Below are 22,773 nucleotides of genomic sequence, written 5' to 3' on the forward strand. Positions count from 1 at the left end.
ACTTCGCGACCGCATGTTGCGTGGCGACGTTCTGACCGGAACGTTTCTGAAGACGCCGGCATTTCAGTTGGTCGAGGTTTTGGCCATGTCGGACTTCGACATGATCGCCCTTGATGCGGAACACGCGCCGTTCGACCGGGGGTCGATCGACGCCTGTCTCGGCATCGCCCGGGCCATGGACTTCCCCGTTCTGGTGCGGACGCACGACGGCACGCCCGGCACCATTCTCACGGTGCTCGACAGCGGGGCAACCGGCGTGATCGTGCCGCACATCGACAGCGCCGCCAAAGCCGAGGCCATCGCCCGCGCCGCCCGCTTCGGACACGGCGGACGCGGCTATGCCGGCTCGACCCGCTGGGCCGGATACGCGACCCGCTCCATGCCTGAAGTTCTGGAACAAAGCCGCAAGGAGACCGTCGTCATCGCTCAGATCGAGGAACCGGAGGGTGTCGACGAAATTGACGCCATCGCCGCCGTCGAGGGCATCGACGGCTTGTTCGTCGGTCCCGCCGACCTGGCGGTGTGCTACGGCCTGACCGATCCGGCCGCCCCCAAAGTTCGCGCCGCGATCAAGCGCGTCGGCGAAGCGGCGCAGAAACACGGCAAATGCCTGATCACCTTCGCCCCCAACGCCAGCTGGGCGGCGGACCTCAAGGCGCTCGGCGTGACCATGTTCTTCATTGCTTCGGAACATGCCTTCATGCTGGACGGCGCCAACGCCGCGGCACGGGGAGTATCGGACGCATGACCACACAGACGGTTTACATCGGCTCCGGCGCCGGCTTCGCCGGCGACCGCATCGACGCGGGCCTGCCCGTGGTCGAAACCCTGGCCCGGCGTGACGGCCCGAAATACCTGATCTTCGAGGTCATGGGGGAACGGACGCTCGCCATCGCCCAGCGTATCAAGATGCGCAACCCGGAATTGGGCTATTCACCTTATCTGGAACCCTACCTGCGCGGCGTGCTGAAGGCCGCTAAGGACGCCGGCGTGCGTATCGTCGCCAACCTGGGCAACGCCAACCCGCTGGGCGGCGCCCGCAAGACCCTGGAGATCGCGAAGGAGCTCGGCATCGAAGGCCTGCGCGTCGCCGTGGTGCTGGGCGACGACCTGTTGGGCTTCATGACCGCCGAGGACGTTGCCGGCCTGCCGACCATCGAAGGCGTGACCATCGACGGCAAGGAAATCGTCGCTGCGAACGCCTATCTGGGGGCGCGGCCCGTGGCTGAGGCCTTGACCCTCGGCACGGACGTGGTGCTGGTCGGACGCACGACGGACGCGGCCTTGGTTCTGGGTCCGCTGATCCATGAATTCGGCTGGGCGGAAGACGATTGGGACCGCCTCGCCGCCGGCACCTTGGCGGGGCATTTGCTGGAATGCGGTGGTCAGGTCACGGGCGGATATTTCTGTGACCCCGGGTTCAAGGACGTGCCGGGCATGGACGAACTGGGGTTCCCCATCGGCGAGATCGGTGCCGACGGCACCATCGTCATCACCAAGGCCGAGAACACGGGCGGGCTGGTGACCAAGGCCACGGTGACGGAACAGATCCTTTACGAAATGCACGACCCGGCGGCTTATCTGACGCCGGACGTGGCGCTGGACGTCACCGGCGTGACCCTGGCCGACGACGGCAAGGACCGGGTGCGCGTCCTGGGCGCCAAGGGCCATCCGCCGCCGGACACACTGAAAGTCACCGTCTCCGCCGACGGCGGCTGGCTGGGCGAGGCTGAATTGACCTATGCCGGGCCCAATGCGCTCGCCCGCGCCAACCTTGCCGCCGACATCGTGCGCAAGCGCTTGGCCAGCCGCGGCGTCAAAGACCCCGTGCGGGTCGAAATCGTGGGCGCCGGAGCCGCCTTCGACAACGACGCGTCGGACCGCCAGCGCGGCGCCAATATGCCCCTGGATGGCGAATACCGCCTACGCGCCGCCGTGCGCACGGACGACAAGGCGACGGCGCAATACGTGAACGACGAAGTGCTGAGCCTGTTCTGCCCCGGCCCGGCGGGGGGCGGCGGCTATCGCTGCTCGATCACCGGGCAGGTCAACACGGCCTCCGTCCTGGTGCCGCGCGGCCCGGTCGAGGCCCAGGCAAAAGCCGAAGAGGTGACGGCATGAGCGATACGCTAACCCTTCCCCTTCACGCCGTGGCCCACGGCCGCGCCGGTGACAAGGGCAACCGGTCCAACATCTCCGTCGTTGCCTACCTGCCCGACGCCTTCGCCTTTCTTCGCGATCAGGTGACGGAACAGAAGGTGCTGGACCTGTTCCGCCACAAGGGCGCGACCCAGGTCACGCGTTATGAATTGGCGAACCTGAACGCGCTGAATTTCGTCATCGACGACGCGCTCGAAGGCGGCGTCAATTCCGCCCTGACCCAGGACCTGCACGGCAAGACCTTGTCGTTCCTGCTGCTGGGTGAGATCGAGGTCACGGTGCCGCGAAGCTGCGTGCCGGCGGGGTCGCGCTATCTGGCCGACTGATCCAGATTTATGGCGGCTGCCGCGTCAAGCCCGCCGTTGAGGAATTCCGCGTTGTCCTGGATCAAGGTCTTCAGGAAACTATGCACGTTGCGGATGCGCGGAATGTGTTCCAGATCATCGTGCATGCTGAGCCAGAAATCACGCTTCACACACAGGCGGTCCCCCAGCACCCGTTCCAGGCGCGGGTCCTGATCGGCGACGAAGGTCGGCTGCATGGAAATGCCCATGCCCGCCGCCGCCGCGTGATACTGGGCAACCAGGCTGGTCGAACGGAACACGATGTTCTGGTCGCGCAGCACGTCCGACATCCACCGCACCGCCGGGATCGCCACCAATTCGTCGATATAGTCGATGAACCGGTGATTTTTCAGGTCTTCGATCGTCTGCGGGCGGCCGTAGCGGTCCAGGTAGTCCTTGGACGCGTAAAGGAACAACGCGAACTCGCCGATCTTTTCGCTGGTGATGCGATGGCCGCTCGGCCGGGGAAAGCTGATCAGAACATCGGCCTCGCGCTTCGACAGGTTGACCCAGTGGGAGGCCGTGACCAGTTCCACGTTTATCGACGGATGCTGTTCATAAAGCGCCAACATGCGGGGCGCCAGATACAGACTGCCGAGGGCTTCCATGGTCGCCACGCGGATGGTGCCCCTGACTTCGGCCGTCTCGCCGCTGAAGGTCGTGGCGATCTGGGCGATATGGGCCTCGATGCCCTCGGCCTCGCGCAGCAGGTCCTCGCCCCTGTCGGTCAGCAGGAAGCCGCCCGGGGTGCGCTCGAACAGCTTGGCGCCCAGCGCCGCCTCCAGCGTCTTGATCCGCCGCCCGACGGTGGAATGGGTCAGCGACAGCGACCGCGCCGCATGGCTGAGAGAGCGGTGACGCACCAAGGCCAGGAACAACGCAATGTCGTCCCAGTCAAAGCGGGACAGCTCCGAAGCATAGGCGCGCGGTTTAGGTTCCGGCTTGGTCACGGGACGGTTCTCCTAGAATGGAGGGAAACTTTACCCCGCCGCGGCCTCGTCCTCCAGAGCGCCGGCTTCGAGGGCCGCAAACGGGACGGCGCGCCCTTCCCCGCCGATATCGTCGAACTGGGCCGGCGCCTGATCGCGCCGCCGCACGGTCAGCCCGAACACGTCGTAGCGGTTGTAGTAGCCGGACACGTCATGGAACTGTTTGGGCACGATGCAGTCGTCCAGATCAATCTGCTCGATCAACAATTGATCCTCGTCCTTCGAACTTTCGGTGATGGCCAGGCCGCTGGGCCCGACGATCATGGACACACCCGGGGGCGATTCCTTGACGATGCGCAGCGCATCGCCGTTGATTTGGGAAATGATCTCGTAGGCTGTGTCGTCCAGGCGCGCGGCGCAGACGATGTTGAACACCTTGCCCTCAAACGAATGGGCCGCCGCGCGGATGCGGTTGGCCGATGCCAGGTCGTAGCGGTCGTTGGCCGACGGCTCATGGGTCGGCCATACGGGCGGGTAACTGGAAATATGAATCTGTTCGCCCTGGGCGATCAGGCTGAAGCGTGCAAGCGGGTTCGTATTTTCGCCGCAAATCAGCGCGCCGACACGGCCAAGCGGCGTATCGACCACACGCAGGCCCGCCCCGTCGCCGTTCGACCACACCAGCTTTTCATAGAACGTGGGGACCAGCTTTCGGTGATGGTTGAGGATCGAGCCGTCGGCACCGATCAGCAGATTGGTGTTCCAGATGCAGCCGACGCTGCGGTCCGTGGACTCGCTGATGCCGATCGACACGATCATGCCCGTGTCGCGTGCCGCCGAGCAGATCTTCAAAATCTCCGGCCCCGGCACGCGGATCGACTGGCTGACGAACCGTTTGAACAGGTCGTGGTTATGGATCGGCGCCGCCAGCGCCGGCCACACGGGAAATCCGGGCACGAAGGATTCCGGAAAGGCGATCAACTGCACTCCTTCCGCCGCCGCCTTGTGGATGTAGTCGCAAACCTTGTCGACGGTTGCGCGAGCATCGAGGTAGACCGGCGCCAAATGGGCCGCCGCGACCGTGATTTTCTGGTTCATAATCGGTCTCGTGTTGTCGCAAGGGTGCGCCGGCCGTCTCCCTGTGGCGCGGGGAGAAAAACGCAGGTAGAGACGGCCGGCCCCTTGCGGGGTTTCAGGTACCGCAGGCGTGGACTAGAGCTTGTGCGTGCGGAAGTCGTAGCGCGGCGGCAATTTCGCCATCAGGTCCTCGCGGGGAATGCGCTTTTTGAGGACGAACTTGGAGTCTTCGACGCGGCTCATGTAGCAGTCGATCATGCCGCTGTGGTCTTCGGCGCGCAGGATCTTCGAGCCCTGCGGATGGGCCAGGGAGTTCTCCATCTTCAGACCTTCGAGCGCTTCGATCACACCGGGCGTATCCTTGTCGCTCTGCCAGCCTGAGGCCTCGATGGCGGCCTTGAGCGCGAAGAAGTTTTCGTAGCTCTGCCAAGCGTGGCTTTTGGCCATGACCTTGCCGGAGCTTTCTTCCTTCGCATAGACCGGATCGACGCCCATCATCTCGATGAACTTGGCGTGGTATTCGTCGTTCTTGAATTCCAGCGGACGCGGGAAATTCTCGAGGAAGTAGACCCCTTCGGTGGCGCCATTGATGTCGCGGGGGTCGATCGCCTCGATCGTCCCGGACACGGAATACATCTTCATCTTTTCGTCCAGGCGCATGGACTTGGACTGCGTGTAGAATGCGACCGACAAGGCGCCGAAGAACACCGAGAACAGGACTTCCGTTTCTTCCGGAATGCGCGCCAGGTAGGGCACCAGATCCTTGGTGCCGAGCGGCACGGCGATCGGGTCGTTGACCTTGCCGCCGGCGGCTTCGATCAGCTTGCGGTGTTCCTGGTGATGGCTATGGCCCCAGGCGTAATCGGGGAAGATCATGGTCCAGTTCTTGCCCAGATTTTCCATCGCCCAGGGCACCCCGGCAGCGGCCAGGGCATACGTGTCGGTACCGGTACGGAAGCTGTAGCGCGAGCCCTTGGAGCCCGTCGCCTCGGTCGCCTCACCGGCCGAGAAATAGGGCGTCTTCAATTCCGTGGCGATGGGGATCGAGGCCAGCATGATGCCCGAGTGGACGGAGCCGACGACGAACGACGCCTTCTGCCGCTGAATCAGCGAGCGCAACTTGCGGGCACCTGCGGCCGGGTTCGATTCCGTGTCGGCGACGGCCAGTTCGACCTTGCGCCCGGCGATGCCGCCGCCTTCATTGATCACCTTGACTGCCGCCTGGGCGCATTTGTCATGCCAGTACCCCCAGGATGAAAACCCGCCGGTCAGTTCGCACTGATGGCCGATCACGATGGGGCCCGATGCCTTGGCGAAGGCGTTATGGGTAATCCCGAAATAAGCCGTCGTCGCGGCAGCACCGCCCGCCAGGGCGGTCTGCAGGAAGGATCGCCGGGTCTGGCCCGAACGGGGCGCCTTGGCCGGCTTCGATTTCACGTCTTTGGTCATTTTTCTGTCTCCAGCTGGGTTGTGACGGATCGTCGTGAAGCCCCGCCTTCATCGGCGGTTGTTAAACGGTGACCCCGAGATATCGGTGCAGGGTCTCCTTATCGTCTTTAAGGTCCTGGGCGGTGGCCTGATGCACGACGGCCCCCTTCTCCATGATGTAGATGCGAGAGCACAGACGGAGTGCCGTCTTGATGTTCTGCTCGACCAGCAGGATCGACATGCCGGCGTCGTTGACCGCCTTGATCTCGCGGCGGATGTCCTGGACCAGGATCGGCATGATGCCCTCGGTCGGCTCGTCCAGGATCAGCAGCCTGGGTTGCATGACGAGGCAGCGCGCGATGGCGAGCATCTGCTGCTCACCGCCGGATAGCGTTCCGCCCGGCTGGCTCAGGCGTTCCTTGAGGCGGGGAAAACGGTCGAACACATAATCAAAGACCTGCGACGGCGGCGCCTTGGTCAGTCCGATCTCCAGGTTCTCCTTCACGGACAACGAGGGAAAAATGCCCCGCCCCTGCGGCACATAACCGATCCCGGTGCCGGGAATGGTATGCGGTGCGATATCGGTCAGGTTGCGGCCGTCGAATATGATCTCGCCGCCGGTCGCCTTGACAAGGCCCATGATGGTTTTCAGGGTCGTCGTCTTGCCCACGCCGTTGCGACCCAGGAGCCCGACCGCTTCGCCGGATTGCACCTGCAGCGACGTCCCTTGCAGGACGTGGACCTTGCCGTAATGGGCGTGGACGGCGTTCAGCTCAAGCATCGTCATCCCCCAGGTAGGCCGCGCGGACGTCGGCGTTTTCGGAAATCTCGGCCGGTGTGCCGCGCGCCAGCACGGTGCCCAGCGCCATGACGATGATGTCGTCGGAAATGTCGAACACGACCTCGATGTCGTGTTCGATGATCACGATGTCGATGCGCTTGGACAGTTCGCGGATTTTCTCGACGGTACGTTCCGTCTCGGCCGGGCCCATGCCGCAGATCGGTTCGTCCAGCAGCAACAGTTTCGGTTCGGTCGCCAGCGCGATGCCGATTTCCAGCAGCGCCACGTCACCGTAGGACAGGTTGGCGGCCTCCTGCCCTGCCAGATGGGTCAATTGCAGTTCCTCAAGCAAGGCATCCGCCCGCTCGTTCGCCGCCCGGCAGGCCTTCATGGCGGTGAACGGCCGGAACACACCAAGGCGGGATTGCGCCGCGATCCATAGATTCTCGCGCACGGTCATGCCGTGAAACACGCTTTTGATCTGCAGCGTGCGCGCCAGACCCAGGCGGCTGATCTCATGCACGGAGCAGTCCGTGATGTCCTGGCCCATGAAGCGGATGGCGCCGGCCGATGGGGTCAGAATGCCGGTGACGACATTGAACAGCGTCGTCTTGCCCGCCCCGTTGGGGCCGATGACCGCCGTCAGCTTGCCGCTGTCGACCGTGGCATGAACACCGCCCAATGCGGCCAATCCGCCAAAATGTTTCTCGATGCCGTCGATTTCCAGGATCGGGGTCGCGGTCATGGCTTGTCCTCCCCTTTCGCATCGGTACTAGGTGGGGGCGTTTCCGGGCGCGCGATGCGGCGGACCAGGGCCTGCCACAGGCCGCCCAGGCCCTTGGGCGCGAAGATCACGACCAGAATGACGATGATGCCGACCAGGATCAGATAGTGTTCCCAGGCGTGGGACAATTCTTCACGCAGGACGATCAGCAGCGAGGTCCCGACCACGGGACCAAGCAGCGTGCCCGCCCCGCCGATGATGGCCCAGACTACGGCCTCCCCCGACACGTGATAGAACATGTAGGAGGCCGAGGCGTAGCGGCCGAAGAAGGCGAACAGCGCCCCCGCGGTCCCGGCGATGAAGCCGGCGATGACGAAGGCGGTCAGGCGGATCAGATAGACGTTGAGCCCGATCAGCGCGGCGCGATGGTCGTTTTCCTTGACCGCGCGAAAGGCCGAACCAAGCGGGCTTTTCAGGATCACCCCCATCAGTGCATAGCAGATGCCGACGACGGTGATGATGAAGTAGTACTGAATCGTGGGGTCGGTCAGCGACAGTTCCCACTCGCCGATGCTGACGATCGGCGGCATGGTGAACGACAGGCCGTCGTCGCCGCCGGTCAGCGGCTTCCACGACAGGGCCGCGAAATAGAAGATCAGCGAGAACACGACGGTGATGATCGCGAAGTAATGCCAGGTCAGGCGCACGGCGAGCGCCCCCGCGACCACGGCCATGGCCGTCGCCATGACGATGCCGAGCCCGAAGGCGGGCCAGAAGCCCAGCCCCAGCTTGGCCACGCCGATGGCGACCCCGTACATGCCCATGCCGAAGAACAGGGCCTGACCAAAGGACAGCAGACCGACATAGCCGAACAGCAGGTTCACGCTGGCCGCCAGCAACGACCAGATCAGCATCTCGGCGTAGATATCGACCCAGAAGCTGTCGACCAGGAACGGCAGGAACCACGGCGCCGTGAGGGTCAGCAGGGCCACCACGACAAGCCCCAGACGATTGATTGCCGCCGCCGTCATCGGGTCGACCCCGAGAAGATACCGTGCGGACGGACCAGCAGAACGGCGCTCATCAGGCAGAGCGAGCCGATGCGGGCCAGGGTCGGGTCCGTGAAGCTGGCCATCACCCCTTCGAAGAAGGCGAGCATGACCGCCGCCGCGACGGTGCCCTCCAGATTGCCGAGGCCGCCGATGATGACGGCCATGAAGCAGAACGGCAGGATATCGACACCGGCCTGGAAATCGACGGTGGTGATCGGGCCCGCGACGACGCCGCCGAGGGATGCCATGGCGAAGCCGATGGCGAAGGTCACCATGTAGACACGGCGGGCCGGGATGCCCATGGCCGTTGCCGTTTCCGGATCGAAGCGCACGGCGCGCATCCAGGTGCCCAGCTTGGTGCGGTGCAGGAACAGGAAGAAACAGCCGATGGCGGCGATCGACAACAGAGCCGCAAACAGGCGGTAGACCTCATATTCCAGGCCGAACAGCGGCACCGTTTCCTCGATGGGGGCCGTCAGGCGAGCCGGCGTCGCGCCGAAGGTCGCCCGTACGCTTTCCTGCAGGATGATCGACAACCCGAAGGTCGCGACGATGGACAGCGCCGCCGCATTCTTGATCGGTTGGATCACCGTGTATTCGATCACGGCGCCGATGGCGAAGCCCAGGATCGGCACGATGGCGAATGCCAGCCAGTAGTTGCCCGTTGTATCGAACACGAACCAGGCCAGAACCGTGCCGACCATGAAGAAATCGCCGTGCGCGATGTTGATGATGTCGAGAAGCCCGAAGATGATCGACAGCCCCAGGGCGATCAGTGCGATGATCAGCCCCCAAACGATGCCGTTCATCCCAAGTGCGATGACAAGTTCCATGCCGTGTTGGCCCCCTTGTGAACACCCGTTTTTTGGTGCGTGTTACGGAAACGGTGCCTTGAATTAATTTGAACGGCAATTCGAAATTTTTGCACGTATCTGTGCAAAAATAATCAGATATCTCTTTCAGAGATCATAGCTATGTATTCGCGCACAGGTCATAAAAAGCCGCAACGCAGGACAAGCCATTGGAATTAAGGAAGTATTTTCCGCGACCCAAGCCGACGATCGGCGCTACCGGGCGGTTATTTGCCGCACAGGATCGCCCCGTAACGAAGGACAAACAGGGTAAATGCCGCGCACCAAAGACCCCCCGACAGGGTCAGCATCAGGTGATAATCGCCCGCAAAGGGCGCCAGGACTCGGGTCGCCGCGGCCAGGAACACGAAGATATAGACAGCCGCCGTGGCACCGTCGGCGGCCAGTGCGCGACCCGTATGCCCCAGGGTCGCCCGGGTCATCACGGCCAGCACCATGCCGCCCATGGCGCCTGCCGTCAGGGCATGCAGACCCGCCGTTTGCGGAATATCGTCGGCAAACCCGGCCGCCCCCATAAATAGAAGTCCAACCGGAATCCAGATGTATCCGGCATGCAGGCTCCAGACCAGGGGATCCCGCAGGCAGGCCGCGCCCTTCCAACGCCCCAGCCGGATGACATGCAGTCCGCCGGCGGCCAAAAGGACATAGGCCGTCACCGCGTGATCCGGCACGGCGACCCAGCCCGCCAGGGCGACCAGGGTCGCCAATAACACGCCACGGTCGAATCCGCCGAACGGCGTCGGTCGCGCGATATCGGGTCGGTTCTTCGCCAACCAATTACCCGTGAAACTGGGGATGATTCGCCCCCCGACCAGGCAGATCAGCATGACGATCACGGCAACACCCAGGCGCGCACCGATTCCGTCGGGCAATGCCACGCCCGCCGCCTCGGCATGAACCAGGCCGTTGGCGACCGCCAGAACACCGACCGCACCGACAATCGGCAGGTTGCGCCAGTTGCGCCCGGCAAGAATTTCGCGGAGCGCCACCGCCATCAAGGCGGGCAGAAACGCGCCGTCGATCATCGCGGCGGGCAGCACGCCAAGGACCGCGCTGTAGGCCACCGCCGCACGCCCGGCCAGCCACAGCCCGAACAGGGCGATCAGCCCCCAGCCCTGCAGCGGCATCCGCCCGGTCCAGTTGGGAATGGCGGTCAACAGAAACCCGGTCACCACGGCGGCGATAACGCCGAACGTCATTTCATGGGCATGCCATTGAACAGCCGGAAAGACCGTGCGAACCGCGATGTCACCGGACAGAACGGCAACCCATAACGCGACGTAAACCACCGCCGACAGCCCCGCCGCCAGGAAGAACGGCCGAAACCCTTGCTTGAACAATGCCGGACCGGACCATTCCGCGTACCGTGGGATGGCTTCCGAATTCGCGATCCTGATGGCCATGTTGCGTCTCCTCGCTTGCCAACGGGCGCCCGCGGGGCCCGTTGGACTGTCATGCCCCGCCTGCGCCGATCATGTGGCCTTCGCCGACCGCAAGTTCAAGTTGAAGACGAACGCCGCCACGACTGCGACTATGGCGCAGGTCGGCGGGCCGCGACTTGATGAATCTCAAGCCGCGCCGTCAATTTTCCGGGATCTCGGGGGGAGGATGGTACGCGCTGCAGGGATCGAACCTGCGACCTACTGATTAAAAGTCAGTTGCTCTACCAACTGAGCTAAGCGCGCATATCGGTTTTCGGGGCCTTCACCGGGCGGTGCCCGGCAAGGCAGGCGGGAAATTACGGGCCAAAGGCCCCTAGGTCAACGCTGTATACCGCTTTTTTCCAGGTTTTCGCACGACGCCCGGGCGGATAGGCGTCAGTCGGCCGCGTTCTTGCGCTCCGCGAAGCGCACCATCAGCTGTTCCTTGACCGTCGGCGAGACGAAATGGCCGACATCGCCGCCGAGGGAGCCGATTTCCTTGACGAACCGGGACGAAATGAACTGATGGCGTTCCGACGCCATAAGGAACACGGTTTCAACCTTGGGATTGAGGCGGGCGTTCATGCCCGCCATCTGGAATTCGTATTCGAAATCGGACACGGCGCGCAGCCCGCGAACGATGAGCGATGCGCCAACCTGACCGACGAATTCCATCAGCAGATTGTCGAAGGGCTTTACCTCGACCCGCGCCGCGATCCCGGGGTCGAGGGCCGCGATTTCGGCCTCCAACATGGCGACCCGTTCCTCAAGCGTGAACAAAGGCCCCTTGCCCGCGTTGACGGCGACGGCGACGACCAGTTCGTCTACCACCCGGCCCCCCCGCGTGATGATGTCCATATGTCCCTTGGTCACCGGGTCAAAGGTGCCGGGGTAAACGCCGCGATGACCTGGCATCAGGGCTGCTCCTCTTCAGGGGCCTCGGGAGAATCGTCCGGGGCATCGGCTGATGCTTCTTCCGGCGCGGAATCGGACGGTTCGGCGGTTTCGCCCTCGCCGTCTTCCAGGTCGTCGTCGTCTTCGCCATCGTCCTGCACATCGCGCAGACGCGACACGGAGACCACGTGTTCGTCCTCTGCCGTATTGAACACCCGCACACCGCGCGATGACCGCGAATAGATGGAAATGCCATCCACGGGCACGCGGATGATCTGGCCGCCGTTGGACACCATGACAAGCTGGTCTTCCTCCAGCACGCCGAAGGCGGCGACCACGCGGGCGTCGGGCTTGCCCGCGCGTTCCACGTTGATGTTGCCGACCCCCTGCCCGCCGCGCCCGGAAATCCGGTACTCATAGGCGGACGTGCGCTTGCCGTAGCCGTCATCGGTCAAGGTCAGGATGAACTGGTCGTTCTCGACCATTTCAGCGAACTTGGGTTCTTCCAGACGGGCCGCCAGTTCCTCGTCACGGGCCTTGTCCTCGGGCCGCTCCGAATAATCGCCGGACTTCAGGCGCCGGGCCGCGTTGCGGGCCTGCAGATAGGCGTCGCGATCTTCCGTGTCGACCTTCACATGGCGGACCACGGAAAGCGCGATCAGTTCGTCCCCCTTGGGCAGGCGCATGCCGCGCACGCCGTGGGACGAACGGCCGGAGAATACCCGCACGTCGGGAACGGGGAAGCGGATGCACTTGCCGCCGGCGGCCGACAGCAGAATATCGTCGTCTTCCGTACAGACACGCACACGGACCAACTTGTCCTCCGCATAATCGCCTTCGAACTTCATGGCGATCTTGCCGTTGGAGCGCACATCCGTGAAATCGGACAACGCATTCCGCCGCACATAGCCGGACGCCGTGGCGAACATCACGAACAGATCGCCCCAGGTTTCCTCGTCCTCGGGCAGCGGCATGACGGTGGAAATCGTCTCGCCCTCTTTCAGCGGCAGCAGGTTGATGAACGCCTTGCCGCGCGCCTGCGGCGTGCCGACGGGCAAGCGATACACCTTCATCTTGTAGACCATGCCCGCGGAAGAGAAGAACAGCATGGGCGTGTGCGTATTGGCGACGAACACCTGGCTGACGAAATCCTCGTCGCGGGTCGCCATGCCCGACCGCCCCTTGCCGCCGCGCCGCTGCGCGCGGTAGGTCGACAGCGGCACGCGCTTCACATAGCCCGCGTTGGTCACGGTGACGACCATGTCCTCGCGCTGGATCAGATCCTCGAGGTCATGTTCGAACTCGTCGTCTTCCAGCGTCGTCCGCCGGGGGTCGGCGAACTTCTCGCTCATTTCGACCAGTTCGTCGCGCAACAGCTTGAACAGCATTTCGCGCGAGGCGAGCAGTTCCAGGTAATGGCTGATCTGGGCACCCAGTTCCTTCAGGTCGCCGCCGATCTTGTCCCGCTCCAACCCGGTCAGGCGGTGCAGGCGCAGTTCCAGGATCGCCCGGGCCTGTTCCTCCGACAGCTTGTAAACGCCGTCGACCACGGCGCGGCCGGGCTCGTCCAGTAGGCGGATCATGGGTTCGATCTCGTCAGCCGGCCAATCGCGGGCCATCAACTGCTCGCGCGCCGTCTGCGGATCCTTGGCGGCGCGGATCAGGGCGATGACTTCGTCGATGTTGACCACGGCGACGGCCAAGCCAACCAACACGTGGGCCCGTTCCCGCGCCTTGGCCAATTCAAAGATCGTGCGCCGGCGGATGACTTCTTCGCGGAAGGCGACGAAGGCGACGATGATGTCCTTCAGGTTCATCATCTTCGGCCGGCCCTGGTCCAGGGCCAGCATATTGACGCCGAACGACGTCTGCAGCGGCGTGAAGCGGTACAACTGGGCCAGCACGACCTCTGGCTCGGCGTCGCGCTTGATCTCGACGACCACGCGCACGCCGTCGCGGTCGGACTCGTCGCGCAGGTCGGAAATGCCCTCGATCTTCTTGTCGCGCACGGCCTCGGCCATGATCTCGATCATGCGCGCCTTGTTCACCTGATAGGGAACCTCGTGAACGATAATGGCGAAACGGTCCTTGCGGATTTCCTCGATCGAGGTCTTGCCGCGCACGACCACGGAGCCGCGCCCCGTGTGATAGGCGGACAGGATGCCCTGCTTGCCGAGAATCTGCGCACCCGTGGGGAAATCCGGGCCCTGCACATGGTTGGCGATCAGCTCGTCGATGGTGATGTCGGGATTGTCGATATAGGCGCAACAGGCCGAGATCACTTCCCCCAGGTTATGGGGCGGAATGTTGGTCGCCATGCCAACGGCGATGCCCGCCGCCCCGTTGACCAGAAGGTTCGGGAAACCCGCCGGCAGAACCACCGGCTCACGCGAGGATTCGTCGTAGTTGGGCTGGAAATCCACCGTTTCCCGGTCGATATCCTCCAACAAGGCATGGGCGGAACGCGCCAGGCGCGCCTCTGTATACCGCATGGCGGCGGCACGGTCGCCGTCCATGGAGCCGTAGTTGCCCTGCCCGTCGACCAGCGGCAGGCGCATGGAGAAATTCTGCGCCAGGCGGACCATGGCGTCGTAAATCGCCTGGTCGCCATGGGGGTGATACTTACCCATGACGTCACCGACGATACGCGCGGATTTACGGTAGGGCTTACCCGCCTCGTAGCCGTTTTCCTTCATGGAAAACAGGATGCGCCGCTGCACCGGTTTCAGGCCGTCGCGCACGTCCGGCAGCGCCCGGCTGACGATCACGCTCATGGCGTAATCAAGGTAGGACGAACGCATTTCGTCTTCGATGGCGATAAGACTTACGTCCGAATCGGGCGGCAGCGGCTCAGCGCCGTCTGGCGGCAGATCGTCGGGGGGTGTCAAAGAAATTTTTCCTGATTTTTCAGATAATTACAGGCCACAAAGGCCAGCACATCCGGTTCCGGGTAACACAGCGGTAATTCTAGCAGATCGGGCCTGCGGGAACAACTCGATCAGGCCCTCAAATCGCCCGATTTTCTGATTAATTTTCTTTTTTAATTCAATATATTAGCAACGTCTTCCTGAGGCGGCGGCGCAACCGGGAGAATGACCCGCACCGTGGTCCCCTTGCCGAGGCGGCTTTCGACCCTCAAGCTGCCGCCGTGAAGCTCAGCAAAGGCCTTGGCCAGGGGCAGGCCCAGGCCCGTTCCCTCGCTCTTCGACACGTGACTGTGCCGCGCCTGACTGAACGGTTCCATGATCCGCGACATGTCCTCGGGCGCGATGCCGATGCCCGTATCGCTGATGACGAATTCGGCCGCTCCATCGGACATCCGTCGCAGCTGAAGACTGACCGTGCCACCCTTGGGGGTGAACTTGACCGCATTGATCATCAGGTTCAGCAGAATTTGGCGCAGACGGGTGGGATCAGCCTCGATGGTGCCTGGGGCGTCCGGCAGCTCCGAAACCAGCTTCAGCCCGGTCTTGGACGCCCGCTCGGAAACAATGGTGACGCAACTTTCGACGGCCTCGCGCAGATCGACCGTCTGAACCTCAAGGGCCATCGCACCGACCTCGATCCGTGAAATGTCCAACAGGTCGTTGATCAGGGTCAGCAGGTGGCTGCCGGAATCATAGATGTATTGCACGTACTGGCGGGTTTGATCGGGTTTCGCCAGGGCCGGATCGGTATCGCGCACGACCTCGGCAAAGCCCAGGATCGCGTTGAGCGGCGTGCGCAACTCGTGGCTCATATGGGCCAGGAACTCGGTCTTGGCGCGGTTGGCGTATTCGACCTCGGCCTTGGAGCGCAGCAGCTCCTTTTCCGCGCGGTCGCGCTCGTTGATCTCCATGGTCAGCTCAAGCGTACGGTCGGCGACCCGTTGCTCCAGCTCGTTTTTCAGCTGGCGCACGTCGTCGACGATGCGCTCGCGCTCCCGGTCGCGGGTTTGCATGCGGTCGGCCATGGTCGTGAAATTGGCCGCCAGGGAGGCGACTTCGGCAGGAACCAGAAAGCCTTCCGCGTCTACGGAGCCCGGCGGCTCGTCCGCCGCGAGACGGCGCGACGCCGCTTCGATCCGCGCGATAGGAGCCGTCAGCCAGCCCGCAAGCCACCAGGCAAGCCCGCCGGCGACCAGAACCCCGACGATCAGGGCGATCTGGGTGCTTTTCTGGATGTCTTCGGCATGGAACGCCAGTTCCTGTTCCGGTTGGGGCACCATGACCCCCCAACCGGCGCCCGGAACGGAGGCGAAACCGGCGATCATCTTCAGATTGGCGGCGGGCGAATGGAATCGGGAAACGCCGGATTCCCCCTTCATCATACGCGCGACCGGATCGATGGTCGCGATATTCTTGACCGCCGCTTCCCAATCGGGGCGCGGGTGTGACACGATGTTGCCACGGTGGTCGACGATGGCTACGTGTCCTTTTTCACCGAACACGATGGAGCGCCGCAGTTCGCGCAACCGATCAAGCGACATGCGCGCCGCGGCAAGCGGCAGACCGGCGCGGAAATTGACGGCGAACACAGCAGGCTGGCCGTCGCTGTCCGCCAAAACCTCGGAAAACACGACACCACCGCCCGTTGCGGGCAAGCGCGACCGGACGTCGCGCCACATGCGGTTTTCGTCCCTCGGCAGGCAGGAAGCCGTGCCGGAAATCACGACGTAATCCTGAGGCTGGCGCAGTCCGCTCAACAGGCAGACGGCCGACATTCCCCGGTGATTGGCGCTGTCGATCAGCGCCTTGGGCAGCGCAGACAGGGGGTATTGCGTCGTCAGGGCGTCCAAAGTGTACTGAAACTCGTTCAGGTCCCCTGCGATGAACCGGGCCAAGGTCTTGGCCAGCAGCAAGGAGCGCTGCGAAACGTCGTCAACCTGAATATCAATGGCGCGGGCATGCAGCCAGGACGCCAGGATGACAGACGGCACCGAACCGACAACGATCAACACGACCGCCAAAACGAAGCGCAGGCGCACGCCCTGGCGCGGGGGAACCGTCGTGCTCCCTTGGGTCGTCATTCAACGCCTCGCCTGCTTCCTTCAACCGCCCCCCAACGGCATCGGTTGTTTATCGCGGCCCACCTCGGCAACCGTCAGAACGGAATTTCGTCGTCCAGATCGGCGCGACCGCCGCCACCGCCACTTGCACCAGAGCTGTCGTTGCCCGGACCGTCCCAGCTCGATCCACTGTCGTCGGACCCACCGTAGCCGCCACCGCCACCCGCACCACCGCCGCCTTCGCCGCGGCCGTCGAGCATGGTCATGACGCCGTTGAACCGAGGCAGAACGACCTCGGTCGTATATTTCTCGACCCCGTCATTGCCGGTCCACTTACGGGTCTGCAGCGTGCCCTCCAGATAGACCTTGGATCCTTTCTTCAGGTACCGCTCGCAGACGTCGGCAAGCCGCTCATCAAACACCACGACACGGTGCCATTCCGTCTTTTCCTTGCGCTCCCCGGACTGCTTGTCTTTCCAGGTTTCCGACGTGGCGATGGACATGTTGACGATCTTCTGGCCGGACTGGGAAAACCGGACTTCGGGATCGCGGCCGAGATTGCCGACCAAAATAACTTTGTTGACGCTTCCTGCCATCGGAATCCTCGTTCTTGCTGTGTCTTGGTGGTTGTTCCGCCCCCCTGGGAGGAAAGCGAACTTTAGCCGGAATCGTCCGGCCGCGGCTAGGTGTCTGTTGCCCGGGGCGCCGGCGCCTGCGGCCCACCTTGGCGCGCCCGGGCGATGAAATCGGCGACCAGGGCGGCGATGCGTTCCTCGCTCTCGTCAAGTTTGACCAGGGCCAGGATGCCGATCTCCAGCATCGCCATGCCATAGACTTCCTGGCTGACGCCGGCGCTGATGAATTCCTGCAAGGCATTGGACAGGATCATGTCCGCCTTGTCGAATTGCGCGTCGCTGTCGCTGGGCATATGGCGGGGTCCTCGGCCGGGCGTTTCAATCCGGCCCTTTTAAATCACCGGAGCCAATTTGCAAACGCCCATGGCCTTCTGCCCGTTCTCTTGGCCGGGCAGAAAAAAAACGCCGACCCAAAGGGGCCGGCGCAAGTTCCGTTGGTGTGATTCAGATGGCGCCTACGCGATTACTGGGTCAGCCAGCCAGCCGCGTAAGCACCGAAACCAAGGATAAGGACCAAGGCCGTGAACGCGAGCGTCCATTTGAGAGCCGTTTTATCGTCCTGTGTCATATGTGCCTCCATTCGATCGTGGCAGCGCTGCCGGTTTCAAGGGAGGCGCCTCCTTGCTTGACCGTTATATTTTATTCATGTTCGAAATTTAATTCACGTAAAAACGTTCAATATTCTGTTTCAGATGCATTTTTTTGTGAATTTTCACGAGATGTTTTAGTGAAGTTATTCTCAATCGACTCTTGCTTTACGTCGGACGCGGGCCTCTATATGACTCAGCGCTTGTGAAAACAGCACCTTCCGCCCTTCCTTCTGATGGATGGCACTCGAAACACTCATGGAAAAAATTACCGTCCGCGGCGCCCGGGAGCACAATCTCCGCAACGTCGACGTGGAGATGCCGCGCAATAGCCTGACGGTCATCACCGGACTGTCGGGATCGGGGAAATCATCCCTCGCCTTCGACACCATCTATGCCGAAGGCCAGCGCCGCTATGTGGAAAGCCTGTCCGCCTATGCCCGCCAGTTCCTGGAACTGATGCAAAAGCCCGACGTCGACCATATCGATGGCCTCAGCCCCGCCATTTCCATCGAACAGAAGACGACGTCGCGCAATCCGCGCTCCACCGTCGGCACGGTCACGGAAATCTACGACTACATGCGCTTGCTTTTCGCGCGGGTCGGGGTGCCTCATTCGCCAGCCACGGGCCTGCCGATCGAAAGCCAGACCGTGTCGGAAATGGTCGACCGCATCATGGCCATGAAACCGGGCACGCGGCTTTATCTGCTGGCCCCCGTCGTGCGCGGCCGCAAAGGCGAATACAAAAAGGAAATCGCCGCCTTCGCGCAGAAAGGGTTTCAACGCATCCGCATCGACGGCGAATTGTACGACATCGACGAAGCACCGGACCTGGACAAGAAGTTCAAGCACGACATCGAGGTCGTGGTCGACCGTGTGGTGGTCGGCGAAGGGTTGGAGGCACGCCTTGCCGACAGCCTGGAAACGGCGCTGGAATTGGCCGACGGCATCGCCTATGCGGACGACGCCGACGCCGCCAAGGGTGACGCCTCGTCCAAGGAAACCAACAAGTCCACGAAAGGTGCCCGCAAGGGCGGCATTCAGGACCATGTGCCGGCCGGACGCACGGTGTTCTCGGCGCGGTTCGCCTGCCCCGTGTCGGGCTTCACCATCGACGAGATCGAACCCCGGTTGTTTTCCTTCAACAATCCGTTCGGCGCCTGCCCGGCCTGTGACGGTTTGGGCACGGAAATGTTCTTCGACCCGGAACTGGTCATCCCCGACGAAAAACGCACCCTGGCCAGCGGCGCCGTCGCCCCCTGGGCCAATTCGTCGTCCAAGTATTACGACCAGACCCTGAAAAGCCTGAGCACCCAGTTCGAATTCGACCTGGCGGCCCCTTGGGCCAAGCTGCCGGCCAAGGTGAAGGAAATCATCCTGTTCGGGTCCGGCACCACCGACGTGACCATGCATTACCATGACGGCAAGCGGTCCTACGACATCACCAAGCCTTTCGAGGGCGTGATCCCCAACATGGAGCGGCGCTGGCGCGAAACCGATTCAAGCTGGGTGCGCGACGAGTTGTCGCGCTTCCAGACCGTGACCACCTGTTCCGACTGCGGCGGCCTGCGCCTCAAGCCCGAAGCGCTGGCGGTCAAGATCGACGGCCTCAACATCTCAGAGGTCGCCGACCAGTCGATCGCCGAAGCCCATGGCTGGTTCGCGGGGCTGGAGAAAAAGCTGAAAGGTCAGCACAAGGAGATCGCCCGGCGCATCCTGCGCGAGATCAATGACCGCCTGGGCTTCCTGATGAACGTCGGGCTGGAATACCTGAGCCTGTCGCGCGCCTCGGGCACGCTTTCCGGCGGCGAAAGCCAGCGCATCCGGCTGGCCTCGCAGATCGGCTCCGGCCTGACCGGCGTGCTTTACGTGCTGGATGAACCTTCCATCGGCCTGCACCAGCGGGACAACGAACGCCTGCTGGCGACGCTGTTCCGTCTGCGCGACCTGGGTAACACCGTGATTGTCGTCGAACACGACGAGGACGCCATCCGCGCCGCCGACTGGATCATCGACATGGGCCCCCGCGCCGGTGTGCACGGCGGCCACGTGGTCGCCACCGGCACGGCCGAAGACATCATGAAATCACCGGACAGCCTGACCGGAAAGTACCTGACCGGGATCGAGCAGATCCCCCTGCCCGCCCAGCGCCGTCCGGGCAAGAAGGGCCAAGCCCTGAAGCTGCGGGGGGCCAAGGCGAACAACCTGGCCAACCTGGACGTGGATTTCCCCCTCGGCACCATGACCTGCATCACCGGCGTATCCGGCGGCGGCAAGTCGACCCTGGTCATCGAAACGCTGTACAAGGCCCTGGCGCGGCGCCTCAACGGGGCACGCGAACATCCGGGCGAACACGACGCGCTTGAGGGCTTGGAATTCATCGACAAGGTCGTCGACATCGACCAGTCTCCCATCGGCCGCACGCCGCGCTCCAACCCGGCGACCTATACGGGCGCCTTCACACCGATCCGCGACTGGTTCGCCAACCTGCCCGACGCCAAGACCCGCGGCTACAAGGCCGGTCGGTTTTCCTTCAACGTCAAGGGTGGACGCTGCGAGGCCTGCCAGGGCGACGGCCTGATCAAGATCGAAATGCATTTCCTGCCCGACGTCTACGTGACCTGCGACGTCTGCAAGGGTCAGCGCTATAACCGCGAAACCCTGGACATCAAGTTCCGCGGCAAATCCATCGCCGAGGTACTGGACATGACCGTCGAGGAAGCGGCCGACTTCTTCAAGGCCGTGCCGGCGATCCGCGACAAGATGGAAACCCTGAAACGCGTCGGCCTGGGCTATATCCACCTGGGCCAGCAGGCGACGACGCTTTCGGGCGGCGAGGCCCAGCGCGTGAAACTGGCCAAGGAACTGGCGCGCCGCGCCACGGGCAAGACCTTTTACATTCTGGACGAGCCGACCACCGGTCTGCACTTCGATGATGTCCGAAAGCTGCTGGAAGTCCTTCAAGCCCTGGTCGATCAGGGCAACACGGTGGTGGTCATCGAACACAATCTGGAAGTCATCAAGACCGCCGACTGGGTCATCGACCTGGGGCCCGAGGGCGGCACCAAGGGCGGCAAGCTGGTCGCCCAGGGTACGCCCGAAGACGTGGCCCGCACCAAGGGCAGCTTCACGGGCCAGTACCTCGCCCCCTATCTGGAAAAGAAGCCGGAAAAGAAACGGGCCTGACGGCCTTTCCCATTACGGGAAGGCGCATCAGGCCCGGTCAAATTTCCTAATCGGTTTTCCTAACCGTTCAGCACCGTCACCACACCGTTTTCCGGATCGACGATGACCTCGTCCCCGGTCTTGATCAGCGTGGTCACGTCGCCATCGGCGAAGCGGTCGCACATGGTCAGGTTGGCCAGCGCCGCCCCCTGGGCCAGGATCGTGTTGGCCGTGTTGAACAGGATCGCCTTGGGGCAGATGTTCCGCGACTTCATTTCGTGGAGCATCCAGGCCGAGGCCACCCCGCCCTTGGACGTGTTCAGGACCAGAATTTTGTCGTGATAAGATTCACCGCACAGCTTATGGGTCGGGCGGGAAAACACACCCTTCTTGCGGTCCAGGTCATAGCGGGCCGAAAAGTTGTCATCGGCCACCAGGGCAATGCCCTGTACCTTGTCGCCGATCCCCTTATGGCACTTCAGTTCCTTGGTCATACGATTTCTCCTGCAACGGCCGACGCGACGCACTTTTCCATGCTCGCCAGCGCCGGGGTATAGCCGTAGCCGCTGATGATGTTGACGATCTTGGCGGAGTTACTGAGCAGCCGTGTCCAGCCGTTGGCCTCGCCGATCTCACGGGCGTACTGATTATAGAAACAGGTCCCTTCAAGAACCTTGGCGCCGGTGCTTTCGATGGTGTCGATCAGCCCCATGCGGGTCGCGTCCGGATAGACCTGCGGCGAGGTGCAGACGATCACCGCCGACTTGAACGACTTCCCGGCGCAGAGCGTCGCAAGATCCTGCATCTCCACAATGGACAACTGCGGGGCCGCGAACACGACCACGTCGATCTTGTCGCCTTTGCCGCCGAACCCGGCGCGCAGCGCATCCAGATCCGCTTTGGTGATCTCTTCGGCCGGCAGCTTGTCGCCACCGACGTCGGCCAGGGTTTGTGCTTCCGGCGTGATGCCGACCATATGGAACAACGGGGTCGAGCCGAAACTCGCCATGGCCGCGCCCATATGCTTGGCCTCGTCCGAGGTCGGCACGACCTCCAGCCCCTCGATCACCGGCACCGCCCAGTAAGACCCGGCCAGCTTGCCGACCAGGGCGCCGAGCACGCCCCAATCCGTCAGTTCCTTCGGCTGTTCACGGACCACGAAGCGGCGGGTCGCCCGGCGGTTTTCATCCAGATGAAGACCATAGCGCGGCGTGCGGCCGGTCAGCCCGGCGGCCAGCGCCGAAGGCCCGCCCTCGAAGTTGGAGCGCGCCCCGCAGATGCTGTTCGAATAGATCACCACGCCCGTATCGCCGAAGGCGACATGGTCGCCCAGCACCGGCGGCATGATCGTCTGATAGTTGACGCAGGTGTTGGTCATGAGGATACCCATCTTTTCGCAGGCGGCGATCATGCGCCGTTCCAGCGTGGCCATTTCCTCGGACTGGCCCAGCGGCCGATAATGGTTGAGGTCGACGCCCCGGGGATCGGTGATCATCGGGATCGCGACCCGCGCCCCCTTGGCCACCATGTCTTCCAGGAAATCACCCCCGGCTTCGCCCAGGGATTCCGGGTCCGCCATCATATGGGCCTGACTGACCGGCACCAGATCGGCCGCGTCGAACATGCCGCCGACCTTGACCTGATGGTCAAGGGCCCACTGCTTCGCTGCGCCCATTTCGCCGGCCAGCATGGCCTTTTCTTCATCCGTTAACTTCAA

At 63.2% G+C, this 22,773-nt stretch carries 19 protein-coding genes and 1 tRNA gene; 4 read left to right on the forward strand and 16 right to left on the reverse strand.

The genetic code is table 11. From position 1 onward, the window contains the following. Positions 1-13: 13 nt before the first annotated feature. From KFF05_10330 to KFF05_10340, 3 genes are read left to right on the forward strand one after another with little or no spacing between them, the layout of a single operon-like run. A complete protein-coding gene (locus tag KFF05_10330) occupies positions 14-748 on the forward strand; it encodes an aldolase (GenBank protein UTW53672.1) in 735 nt (244 codons plus the stop codon). Next, entirely contained in the window at positions 745-2,121 is a 1,377-nt protein-coding gene (locus KFF05_10335; protein ID UTW50365.1) for a DUF1446 domain-containing protein, read from the forward strand. Before KFF05_10330 ends, KFF05_10335 begins: the two co-directional genes overlap by 4 nt. Next, positions 2,118-2,486, forward strand: coding sequence for a hypothetical protein (locus tag KFF05_10340; protein UTW50366.1), 369 nt, complete (start codon positions 2,118-2,120; stop codon positions 2,484-2,486). The genes KFF05_10335 and KFF05_10340 overlap by 4 nt, the downstream gene beginning before the upstream one ends. On the opposite strand, the gene KFF05_10345 is transcribed toward KFF05_10340, so the two are convergent. From KFF05_10345 to KFF05_10410, 14 genes are all read right to left on the reverse strand, one after another. Beyond that, positions 2,471-3,454: a LysR family transcriptional regulator gene (locus KFF05_10345; protein ID UTW50367.1), complete on the reverse strand. Its 984-nt coding sequence runs from the start codon at positions 3,452-3,454 to the stop codon at positions 2,471-2,473. The two genes, KFF05_10340 and KFF05_10345, sit on opposite strands and share 16 nt — an antisense overlap. Before the next feature lie 30 nt (positions 3,455-3,484). Beyond that, complete coding sequence (locus KFF05_10350) at positions 3,485-4,531, reverse strand: carbon-nitrogen hydrolase family protein (protein UTW50368.1); 1,047 nt, start codon at positions 4,529-4,531, stop codon at positions 3,485-3,487. A 114-nt stretch (positions 4,532-4,645) separates the two neighbouring features. After that, positions 4,646-5,959, reverse strand: coding sequence for an ABC transporter substrate-binding protein (locus KFF05_10355; protein ID UTW50369.1), 1,314 nt, complete (start codon positions 5,957-5,959; stop codon positions 4,646-4,648). Positions 5,960-6,020: 61 nt separating this feature from the next. Then, positions 6,021-6,725 carry an ABC transporter ATP-binding protein gene (locus KFF05_10360; protein ID UTW50370.1) on the reverse strand — a complete coding sequence of 235 codons (705 nt, stop codon included), beginning with the start codon at positions 6,723-6,725 and terminating at the stop codon, positions 6,021-6,023. After that, positions 6,712-7,464: an ABC transporter ATP-binding protein gene (locus KFF05_10365; GenBank protein ID UTW50371.1), complete on the reverse strand. Its 753-nt coding sequence runs from the start codon at positions 7,462-7,464 to the stop codon at positions 6,712-6,714. Before KFF05_10365 ends, KFF05_10360 begins: the two co-directional genes overlap by 14 nt. Further along, a complete protein-coding gene (locus KFF05_10370) occupies positions 7,461-8,474 on the reverse strand; it encodes a branched-chain amino acid ABC transporter permease (GenBank protein ID UTW50372.1) in 1,014 nt (337 codons plus the stop codon). The genes KFF05_10365 and KFF05_10370 overlap by 4 nt, the downstream gene beginning before the upstream one ends. Next, the gene (locus KFF05_10375; GenBank protein ID UTW50373.1) at positions 8,471-9,328 is read right to left on the reverse strand and encodes a branched-chain amino acid ABC transporter permease; all 858 of its coding nucleotides are present in this window, start codon (positions 9,326-9,328) and stop codon (positions 8,471-8,473) included. The genes KFF05_10370 and KFF05_10375 overlap by 4 nt, the downstream gene beginning before the upstream one ends. A 245-nt stretch (positions 9,329-9,573) precedes the next feature. Further along, positions 9,574-10,770 (reverse strand): NnrS family protein, encoded by a 1,197-nt coding sequence (locus tag KFF05_10380; protein UTW50374.1) that lies wholly within the window; start codon positions 10,768-10,770, stop codon positions 9,574-9,576. A gap of 206 nt (positions 10,771-10,976) precedes the next feature. Next, positions 10,977-11,052: transfer RNA gene (locus tag KFF05_10385), tRNA-Lys, on the reverse strand. A gap of 132 nt (positions 11,053-11,184) precedes the next feature. After that, entirely contained in the window at positions 11,185-11,703 is a 519-nt protein-coding gene (coaD, locus tag KFF05_10390) for a pantetheine-phosphate adenylyltransferase (protein UTW50375.1), read from the reverse strand. Continuing rightward, positions 11,703-14,483, reverse strand: a complete 2,781-nt coding sequence (gene gyrA / locus KFF05_10395; protein ID UTW53673.1) for a DNA gyrase subunit A — start codon at positions 14,481-14,483, stop codon at positions 11,703-11,705. Before gyrA ends, coaD begins: the two co-directional genes overlap by 1 nt. A gap of 239 nt (positions 14,484-14,722) precedes the next feature. Continuing rightward, complete coding sequence (locus KFF05_10400) at positions 14,723-16,690, reverse strand: HAMP domain-containing protein (GenBank protein ID UTW50376.1); 1,968 nt, start codon at positions 16,688-16,690, stop codon at positions 14,723-14,725. 74 nt (positions 16,691-16,764) lie between these two features. Next, a complete protein-coding gene (gene ssb / locus KFF05_10405; GenBank protein ID UTW50377.1) occupies positions 16,765-17,265 on the reverse strand; it encodes a single-stranded DNA-binding protein in 501 nt (166 codons plus the stop codon). A gap of 86 nt (positions 17,266-17,351) precedes the next feature. Continuing rightward, entirely contained in the window at positions 17,352-17,597 is a 246-nt protein-coding gene (locus KFF05_10410) for a hypothetical protein (GenBank protein UTW50378.1), read from the reverse strand. A gap of 552 nt (positions 17,598-18,149) precedes the next feature. On the opposite strand from KFF05_10410, the gene uvrA reads away from it, so the two are divergent. Continuing rightward, complete coding sequence (gene uvrA / locus KFF05_10415; protein UTW50379.1) at positions 18,150-21,077, forward strand: excinuclease ABC subunit UvrA; 2,928 nt, start codon at positions 18,150-18,152, stop codon at positions 21,075-21,077. Positions 21,078-21,136: 59 nt separating this feature from the next. Here uvrA and KFF05_10420 read toward each other — a convergent pair whose 3' ends face one another. Together KFF05_10420 and KFF05_10425 are read right to left on the reverse strand one after the other, a co-directional pair. After that, positions 21,137-21,550 (reverse strand): DUF126 domain-containing protein, encoded by a 414-nt coding sequence (locus KFF05_10420; protein UTW50380.1) that lies wholly within the window; start codon positions 21,548-21,550, stop codon positions 21,137-21,139. Continuing rightward, entirely contained in the window at positions 21,547-22,773 is a 1,227-nt protein-coding gene (locus KFF05_10425) for an aconitase X catalytic domain-containing protein (GenBank protein ID UTW50381.1), read from the reverse strand. Before KFF05_10425 ends, KFF05_10420 begins: the two co-directional genes overlap by 4 nt.

This window comes from bacterium SCSIO 12827, from assembly GCA_024397995.1.
Lineage (GTDB): Bacteria > Pseudomonadota > Alphaproteobacteria > Rhodospirillales > Casp-alpha2 > UBA1479.

Excerpts from the sequence above, each read along its gene's own strand:
- KFF05_10330 (UTW53672.1), top strand. The coding sequence starts at position 14 with ATGTTGCGTGGCGACGTTCTGACCGGAACGTTTCTGAAGACGCCGGCA.
- KFF05_10335 (UTW50365.1), top strand. The coding sequence starts at position 745 with ATGACCACACAGACGGTTTACATCGGCTCCGGCGCCGGCTTCGCCGGC.
- KFF05_10340 (UTW50366.1), top strand. The coding sequence starts at position 2,118 with ATGAGCGATACGCTAACCCTTCCCCTTCACGCCGTGGCCCACGGCCGC.
- KFF05_10350 (UTW50368.1), bottom strand. The coding sequence starts at position 4,531 with ATGAACCAGAAAATCACGGTCGCGGCGGCCCATTTGGCGCCGGTCTAC.
- KFF05_10355 (UTW50369.1), bottom strand. The coding sequence starts at position 5,959 with ATGACCAAAGACGTGAAATCGAAGCCGGCCAAGGCGCCCCGTTCGGGC.
- KFF05_10360 (UTW50370.1), bottom strand. The coding sequence starts at position 6,725 with ATGACGATGCTTGAGCTGAACGCCGTCCACGCCCATTACGGCAAGGTC.
- KFF05_10365 (UTW50371.1), bottom strand. The coding sequence starts at position 7,464 with ATGACCGCGACCCCGATCCTGGAAATCGACGGCATCGAGAAACATTTT.
- KFF05_10370 (UTW50372.1), bottom strand. The coding sequence starts at position 8,474 with ATGACGGCGGCGGCAATCAATCGTCTGGGGCTTGTCGTGGTGGCCCTG.
- KFF05_10375 (UTW50373.1), bottom strand. The coding sequence starts at position 9,328 with ATGGAACTTGTCATCGCACTTGGGATGAACGGCATCGTTTGGGGGCTG.
- KFF05_10380 (UTW50374.1), bottom strand. The coding sequence starts at position 10,770 with ATGGCCATCAGGATCGCGAATTCGGAAGCCATCCCACGGTACGCGGAA.
- coaD (UTW50375.1), bottom strand. The coding sequence starts at position 11,703 with ATGCCAGGTCATCGCGGCGTTTACCCCGGCACCTTTGACCCGGTGACC.
- gyrA (UTW53673.1), bottom strand. The coding sequence starts at position 14,483 with ATGCGTTCGTCCTACCTTGATTACGCCATGAGCGTGATCGTCAGCCGG.
- KFF05_10400 (UTW50376.1), bottom strand. The coding sequence starts at position 16,690 with ATGACGACCCAAGGGAGCACGACGGTTCCCCCGCGCCAGGGCGTGCGC.
- ssb (UTW50377.1), bottom strand. The coding sequence starts at position 17,265 with ATGGCAGGAAGCGTCAACAAAGTTATTTTGGTCGGCAATCTCGGCCGC.
- KFF05_10410 (UTW50378.1), bottom strand. The coding sequence starts at position 17,597 with ATGCCCAGCGACAGCGACGCGCAATTCGACAAGGCGGACATGATCCTG.
- uvrA (UTW50379.1), top strand. The coding sequence starts at position 18,150 with ATGGAAAAAATTACCGTCCGCGGCGCCCGGGAGCACAATCTCCGCAAC.
- KFF05_10420 (UTW50380.1), bottom strand. The coding sequence starts at position 21,550 with ATGACCAAGGAACTGAAGTGCCATAAGGGGATCGGCGACAAGGTACAG.